This is a genomic window from Streptomyces phytophilus (assembly GCF_013870535.1).
GTDB lineage: Bacteria > Actinomycetota > Actinomycetes > Streptomycetales > Streptomycetaceae > Streptomyces > Streptomyces phytophilus.
Window position 1 is genome coordinate 1 of sequence record NZ_JACBXC010000480.1, and the last position, 4,275, is coordinate 4,275.

Sequence of the window (4,275 nt, forward strand, 5' to 3'; positions counted from 1 at the left end):
GACGGCGGGCGGCTCGCGGTGCGCCTGGACGAGTTCCTCACCCGCACCGCCGAGTTCCGCGACGTACGGGTGCCGGCCTACCGGGCGTACCTCCGCCGGCGCACCGCCCTCGTCGGCGCGGAACGCGAGCGGCTGCGCCTCGATGCGTACCGCCCGCGCGTCATGCCGACGTTCGTCCGCAACCGCCTCCTGGACGAGGTGTACCTGCCGCTGATCGGCGACAACCTCGCCAGGCAACTCGGCGCCGCCGGCGGCGAGTCCGGGGCCCGCCGCACCGACAGCCAGAGCCTGCTGCTCCTGCTCTCGCCGCCCGGCTACGGCAAGACGTCGCTGATGGAGTACATCGCCGCCCGGCTCGGCCTGGTCTTCGTCAAAGTCGACGGCCCGGCGCTGGGCACCGGCACCACCTCCCTCGACCCCGCCGCCGCCCCGGACGCCGCCGCCCGCGGCGAGATCGAGAAGATCAACTTCGCCCTCGCGATGGGCAACAACACCCTCCTCCACCTCGACGACATCCAGCACACGTCGCCGGAGCTGCTCCAGCGGTTCGTCTCGCTCTGCGACGCGCAGCGCCGCATGGAGGGCGTGTGGGACGGCTCCTCGCGCGTCTACGACCTGCGCGGCAAACGCTTCGCGGTGTGCATGGCGGGCAACCCGTTCACCGAATCCGGCGCCCGCTTCCAGGTACCCGACATGCTCGCCAACCGCGCCGACGTCTGGAACCTCGGCGACGTCCTGTCCGGCAGGGAGCAGCTGTTCGCCCTCAGCCACATCGAGAACGCCCTCACCGCCAACCCCGTGCTGGCGCCGCTCACGTCCCGGGAGCGCACCGACATCGACCTGCTGGTCCGCCTCGCCCAAGGCGACCCGGACGCCCGCGCCGACCGCCTCGCCCACCCGTACGCCACGGCCGAACTGGACGAGGTCCTCGGCGTGCTGCGCAGGCTGCTGCACGTCCGGCAGACCGTACTCAAGGTCAACGCGGCCTACATCGCCTCCGCGGCACAGACCGACGCCTCGCGCACGGAACCGCCGTTCAAGCTGCAGGGCTCGTACCGGAACACCGGCAAACTCGCCGAGCGGATCATGCCCGTGATGAACGACGACGAGGTGGAGGCGCTGATCGACGACCACTACCTGGGCGAGGCCCAGATGCTCGCCCAGGGCGCGGAGGCGAACCTGCTGAAGCTCGCGGAACTGCGCGGCCGGCTGACGGCGGACCAGGCGGGACGCTGGAAGGCGGTGAAGGCGTCGTACGCCGCACGCCGGCGCGGCTAGCCGGTCTCCGGCCCGCGCGCGGCCGGAAACGAAGGCCGCGACCGACATCAGCGGCGAACCGGCCGCGTCGGGCCGTTATGCGGAACCGGCCGCGTAGCAGGTGTCCGGCTCGTCGGTCCCGGCCGGCACCGTGGCGGCGATGACGGCGTCCAGCGTGCTGCGTGCGGCCAGCAGCCCCGCCACGGCCTCGTCGATGCGGTCGCGCTCCCGGTTCAGGTCGGGCAGCAGGCCGGGACAGCCCGGCGCGAGGATCTGCCCGCCGTCGACCATGCAGGGCAGCAACTCGGCGATCGTGGCGGTGTTGAGACCGGCGCCGAGGAGGACGCGGATACCCCGGACGGTGGCTACGTCCTCTTCCGTGAACTCGCGGTAGCCGCTCGGCCGACGTGACGGCCTGAGCAGTCCCTGCTCCTCGTAATAGCGCAGCAGCCGCTGGCTGACCCCGGTCCGCCGGGAGAACTCCCCCATGCGCATGTGACGACCACCACGTTCGATCGACTCTCACATCGATGTGAGACCGCAGCCTACGCAGCATGGCGAATCCGGACGCCTCGCCTGGCTTCGGGCGCAGCCGAATTCAACAAGCCCTGACACGAGGTTCGGAAGTCGGCTGCTCCAAAGCACGCGGTCTTCCAGCGGCAGACTCCGTGGACGGCCCCGCCGCACCGCATCCGCGCCCTCCCCGTCGCAACGCGGCCACCAACCTGCCGAAGCAGCGGGGGCTCAGCTCAGTGAGTGGAGTTGATCGGAGCCGCCCGCGGCTGCACGCTCCGTGCTGTGATGCCTGCTCAGGCTGCGGTGTCGGTTTCGGGTTGGAGTGCGGGGCCGAGTAGCAGGTCCCCGTCCGGGACGAATTCCGAGCCTGTTGCGAATGATGCGTCCTGGGAGGTGATGAAGAGCAGCAGGCGGGTGATGTCGGAGGGTTCGGCGAGGCGGGGGATGGCGAAGGGATCGGGTGAGTAGAAGTCGGCCATGCGTGGATGGAGTTGACGCGGATGTTGTCCCTGCCCGGTTCCAGTGCGGCTGTCTTGGTCAGCCCGCGCACGGCCCACTTGCTGGCGGTGTAGGGGGCGTAGAGGGCCGTGCCGGTGTGGGCCATGGTCGAGGCGATGTTGACGATGGTTCCGCCGCCGCCTCTGCGTATCGACGGAGCCACGGCCCTGATACCGAGGAACCGGCCGGTGACGTTGACGCTGAAGGTGTGCTCCCAGGTGCGGAGTTCGGTGTGTTCGACAGGGGCCGCCGGGTTCTGGACTCCGGCGTTGTTCACCAGGATGGTGACCGGCCCGAAGTGGCCTTCGACTTCTCGTACCAGTGCCGCCCAGCCCCGCACAGACAGGCCCTCGATCCCGTCGAATACGCAATCGATCACACACAGTGCCGGAGCCCCTTGGAACTACCACCTTCGCGATCGAGGCGCGCCCAATAGCCCGCGTCCCTGCCTTCTGCCATTGCACCAACTGCAGGGTCGCATTCCTGCCGTGCACCCGCAGTAGTGCCTTTCTCCACCGTTGTCAAACGTCCCTCTTCCCCCGCATGAACCGCATGTGACGTAGCCGGAGTTGCATCCAGTGCAGGGTTCGAAAGCGTGGAAGTGGTACTCCGTTAGGATCACCTCCCGGGATGTACGCGGTATGCCCATGTCTACCCCGGGGTTGCTTCCGGGACTCCTCGCCCCAGGCCACAGGGCCCATCCCCACGACCACCCAGGTCCGGGACACTGCCCCACCCACACCGTCCCGGAGGAGACAGCGTGCCCAGCCACAGCGACGCCCAGAAGGCCGTGCGAGTCGAGTAGCCAAAGACCTGGTTCACCTGGTTCAGCGGCGGCTCCCCCGCCCGTCGGCACCGCCCTCCACACCATCGGTCCAGACGACGTGAGCACCCACCGCACCGCGCTCGCCGCACGGGTCACCGCGAGTCCACTGACCACCAGAAACGCTGTCTGCCCAGTTCATCGGGAGAGTTGCGCAGGCGGGCGCCCTTCACCCGCCACCCGGTCGCCGACCCGCCTCCGAGGCGGATCACGGGGTGTGCCCGCCTTGCGAACGGGAAACTCCGCCCCGTCTTGTCGGTCGCTGCGACGTCTTCTATCGTCTCCGCATGATTGGGAGCGCTCCCATAAGTCCCCCACCTGAAGGAGCAGCACAGATGAGATCACGGAAATCCCGTACCCACGCCCTCGGCCTGGCGGTCCTCCTCTCCCTTGGATCGCTGGTCGGCTCCCTGACGGCCGCCGAGGCGTCCCCCGCCGTGCAGGCGGAGATCTGCGAGAAGTACGGCACGACGACGATCCAGAACAAGTACGTGGTCCAGAACAACGCCTGGGGAACGGACCAGGCCCAGTGCATCACCACCACCGACAGCGGCTTCCGGATCACGCGGGCGGACGGCACCGCGCCCACCGACGGCGCCCCGAAGTCGTACCCGTCGGTCTACCTCGGCTGCCACTACGCCACCTGCTCCCCCGGCACCAACCTGCCGCGGCAGATCGGGGCGATCTCCAGTGCGCCCAGCTCGATCTCGTACGCCTACGTCGGCAACGCCGTCTACAACGCCTCGTTCGACATCTGGCTGGACCCGGAGCCGCAGACGAACGGGGTGAGCCAGACCGAGATCATGATCTGGCTCAACCGCGTCGGGCCGATCCAGCCCATCGGCTCGCGGACCGGCACCGCCCAGGTCGCGGGCCACACCTGGGAGGTGTGGACCGGCAGCAACGGGGCGAACGACGTGATCTCCTTCGTCGCCCCGTCCGCGCTGAGCAGCCTCAGCTTCGACCTGACGGCCTTCATCGACCAGGCGGTCGGCGCGGGACTCGCCACCGACCAGTGGTACCTCACCAGCGTCCAGGCGGGCTTCGAGCCCTGGGAGGGCGGCACCGGCCTCGGCGTGAACTCCTTCTCGGCGTCGGTGAACTGACGGACCCGCCACGAGCCGCGGTACGGCCGGCCGGCGTCCAGTCGGCGTCCCGTCGGCGTCCTGTTGCCCCGCACG

The 4,275-nt window shown here is 69.5% G+C and carries 3 protein-coding genes and 3 pseudogenes; 2 read left to right on the forward strand and 4 right to left on the reverse strand.

Going from position 1 to position 4,275, the window contains the following annotated elements; all coding sequences use genetic code 11:
• Positions 1–1,278: AAA family ATPase (locus H5J30_RS19625; RefSeq protein ID WP_181788719.1), on the forward strand; the 1,278-nt coding region annotated here is incomplete at its 5' end.
• Positions 1,279–1,353: 75 nt separating this feature from the next.
• On the opposite strand, the gene H5J30_RS19630 is transcribed toward H5J30_RS19625, so the two are convergent.
• From H5J30_RS19630 to H5J30_RS36835, 4 genes and pseudogenes are all read right to left on the reverse strand, one after another.
• A complete protein-coding gene (locus tag H5J30_RS19630) occupies positions 1,354–1,752 on the reverse strand; it encodes a MerR family transcriptional regulator (protein WP_181788720.1) in 399 nt (132 codons plus the stop codon).
• Between the two features lie 144 nt (positions 1,753–1,896).
• Positions 1,897–2,005 (reverse strand): annotated as a pseudogene (locus H5J30_RS19635) (IS5/IS1182 family transposase); the annotation flags it as partial.
• Positions 2,006–2,066: 61 nt separating this feature from the next.
• Complete coding sequence (locus tag H5J30_RS36830) at positions 2,067–2,252, reverse strand: hypothetical protein (protein ID WP_258563417.1); 186 nt, start codon at positions 2,250–2,252, stop codon at positions 2,067–2,069.
• Positions 2,253–2,293: 41 nt separating this feature from the next.
• Positions 2,294–2,650, reverse strand: a pseudogene (locus H5J30_RS36835) (SDR family NAD(P)-dependent oxidoreductase); the annotation flags it as partial.
• 779 nt (positions 2,651–3,429) lie between these two features.
• On the opposite strand from H5J30_RS36835, the pseudogene H5J30_RS19645 reads away from it, so the two are divergent.
• Positions 3,430–4,197: pseudogene (locus H5J30_RS19645) on the forward strand (GH12 family glycosyl hydrolase domain-containing protein); the annotation flags it as partial.
• Positions 4,198–4,275 lie beyond the last annotated feature (78 nt).